Origin of the sequence: Mesorhizobium caraganae, from assembly GCF_016836705.1 — a bacterium.
Lineage (GTDB): Bacteria > Pseudomonadota > Alphaproteobacteria > Rhizobiales > Rhizobiaceae > Mesorhizobium > Mesorhizobium caraganae.
On sequence record NZ_JAFCGY010000077.1, the window covers coordinates 1 to 3,056 of the forward strand.

Annotated in this window: 4 protein-coding genes; all 4 read right to left on the minus strand. The window is 59.5% G+C overall.

Annotation, left to right across the window (positions count from 1 at the left end):
* Positions 1–779: ATP-binding cassette domain-containing protein (locus tag JQK88_RS35255; RefSeq protein ID WP_203281170.1), on the minus strand; the 779-nt coding region annotated here is incomplete at its 3' end.
* On the minus strand, positions 776–1,774 hold the full coding sequence (locus JQK88_RS35260) for an ABC transporter ATP-binding protein (protein WP_246750188.1): 999 nt from the start codon (positions 1,772–1,774) through the stop codon (positions 776–778). The genes JQK88_RS35255 and JQK88_RS35260, both read right to left, overlap by 4 nt.
* A gap of 14 nt (positions 1,775–1,788) precedes the next feature.
* On the minus strand, positions 1,789–2,682 hold the full coding sequence (locus tag JQK88_RS35265) for an ABC transporter permease (protein ID WP_203281174.1): 894 nt from the start codon (positions 2,680–2,682) through the stop codon (positions 1,789–1,791).
* Between the two features lies 1 nt (position 2,683).
* On the minus strand, positions 2,684–3,056 hold a 373-nt coding region (locus tag JQK88_RS35270; RefSeq protein WP_203281182.1), incomplete at its 5' end, for an ABC transporter permease.

Genomic DNA, 3,056 nt, shown 5'->3' on the forward strand with positions numbered 1-3,056 from the left:
GCCGAGAGCAAGGCCTGCGTATAAGGATGGCGGGGATGATCGAAGATGTTTTGGGTTGAGCCAATCTCGACAATGCGCCCGAGATACATGATCGCCATACGATCGGCCATGTGGCGGACTACGTTTAGGTTGTGGGTGATGATCAGGATGGCGATCCCGAGTTCATCCTGGAGGCGAGCAAGCAGATTAAGCACCTCGCCCTGGACCGACACGTCGAGCCCAGCTGTGGGCTCGTCGGCGATGATCAGGTCTGGGTTGAGTGCAAGGGCACGAGCGACGCTGACGCGCCGGGCCTGACCGCCAGAGAGCTGGTGGGGATAGCGGCGCCCAAAGTCCGCCGGCAAGCCGACCGTGCGCAACAGGCGCTCCGCTTCGGCACCGAGATCGCGATTGCTCACGCCGTGTATGCGGAATGGCTCGGTGAGGAGCGACTGCACGGTCAGCCGCGGCGAGAGGGAGCCCACGGAATCCTGGAACATCATCGTCATGCGGCGCAGGTAGGACTTTCGTTCGGCCGCTTTAAGGCCGATAAGTTCCTGTTCGTCGAAACGAATGCTGCCGCTAACAGCCGGCTGAAGGCCGATGATCGTGCGCGCGATGGTGGATTTGCCAGATCCGCTTTCGCCGACGAGGGCAAGCGTTTCGCCCTTGCGGATTTCAAAGGAGACGCCGCACACAGCCTCAATGAAAGGGTCTGCCGTGCCCGTGGTGAGAGCCTTCAGTGACCCCATGGTGCGGAAGCGGACGCGCAGGTCCTGGACACTCAGCAACGCACTCATGCCGCAACCATCCCGGCTCGATCGAGCAGGTGGCATCGCGCAACCTGGTCAGCAGCGACACGGTATTCGCCAGGCGTCTCATGCACGCAGCGATCGAAGGCGTGAGGACACCGCGGGTGGAAGATACATCCCTTTTTGCTTGCGAGCAGACTGGGGACCTCTCCCGGGATGGTCGGCAAATTGCGCGTCCGTTGTTTGATCCGTCCAGGGTCGCACTCAAGCAGCGCCCGAGTGTAGGGATGGCCCGGACTATGAAAGATGTCCCGCACCGCCCCCTGCTCCACCACCTCGCCCGCATACATGACGGCAACGTGGTCGCACAATTCAGCGACGACGCCGAGATGATGGGAGACAAACAGGATGGAGCAACCGATCTCCCTTTGCAGATCCTTGAGCAAATGTATGATCTGGACTTCCAACGTTGCATCAAGCGCTGTGGTTGGCTCGTCGGCGATGAGCAGCGCCGGCTTCACCAAAAGCGCCATGGCAATGCAGATGCGCTGGCGCATGCCACCAGAGAACTGATGCGGATAATTCCCGATGCGGCTTTGCGGATCGGGAATTCCGACTCGCTTGAGCATGTCGACGGCTCGATCGCGCTTTTCACTACGGCCTCGTTGTTCGTGGTGTTGGATATCGATCATCTGGCTCTCGATGTTCCGCACCGGATTGAGCGCGGTCATCGGATCCTGGAAGATCATGGAGAGGCGATCGCCCATCAGACTGCGTCGCGTCTGGGCAGTCAGCGTAAGCAGGTCGCGTCTTTCGAATATGATACTGCCGGCAGTAACCTGAGCGTTTTCTGGAAGTAGACCCATCACCGTATACGCAAGCGTGGACTTGCCGGATCCGCTTTCCCCGACAATCCCGACTACCTGTCCGGCTGGCACGTCGAGCGAGACGTTGCGCAGAGCATGAACACGCCCGCGTGGCGAGCCGAAGTCGAGGCCAAGGTTCCGAACCTCGAGAAGCGGCCGGGCGGACATGTGTGGCATCGGATCCTCATGTCTCATAGGTCTTTCCGCAGCTTGGGATCGAATATGTCACGCAATGCCTCGCCAAGGAATGTGAAGCCCAGCGTGGCGACCACGATTGGAATGCCGCCGGCAAAAACCAGCCAGGGGGTCTGATTGATATAGCTGTAGCCATCATTCAGGATCGCTCCCCAGTCTGGCGTCGGAGGGCGCACACCCATGCCGAGAAAGCCCAGACCTGCTTCAAAGGCAATCACCGCAGGCACATCCATGCTCACAAGAATAAGAAGCGGCCCAACCACGTTAGGCAGCATGTGGACAGCAAGGATACGCGTCGTGCCAGCGCCCATGCTTCGCTCCGCGTCAATGTAATCGGAGTTGCGCAGGGCTTGCGTTTGGGTGCGCACGACACGCGCATAGATCGGCATCGAGGTGATGGCGATGACAAGAATGACGCTGGCCATGCTGGGGCCAAGAAGCGCGATGATGGCCAACGCAAATATGATCCCGGGAAAGGAGCGGATCGTGTCGAAGAATAGTAGCAGAAGACTGTCGAGCCAGCGCGGCCCGAACCCCGCGATAAGCCCCAGCACAAGGCCGACTGCCAGCGAACTACCGAGGGATGCAAACGCGACGAGAAGCGGGATGCGGCCGCCCGTGATGGTACGCGAAAAGGTGTCGCGGCCGAGTTGATCCGTGCCAAGAAGAAAATCTGCTGAAGGGCCCGCCAAACGAGGCCCGACCATAATGCGGATAGGGTCATGTGTGACGATGAGCGGACCAAAGATTGCGCTCGCCACCACGACCAGGACAAGCACCGCGCCAAGCATGCCCAGACGGTTTTTAAGCAGTTGCCGCAGGAAGCCTCCGAGGGCACCTGGATAGTGCCTTGCTGGAGCTTCTGTACCATTCGTGTCAATGCTTGTCATATCAGAGCTTTTCCCGAGCCCGCGGGTCAAGGCTTGCATTGACCAGATCGGAGGCCGTTGTTGAAATGACGACAAGGAATGTGGTGACCACGACAATGCCCATAACAATTGGATAATTGCGCGTGTTCACCGCCTGCACGATCAGCGCGCCGATCCCGGGTCTTGCGAACACCACCTCGACAAACACCGCTGCCGACAGCAGCCATGCGATCCCTACGCCCAAGATGGTTACCGTTGGCAAGATCGCAAGCGGCAGAGCGTAGTGGTAAACAATGCGCCATTCCGAAATCCCGAAAGAGCGAGCCATCCGGATATGGTTCTCACCCAGCGTTTCGAGCATGGACGCGCGCACCAGTCGAGAGATGTAACCCACC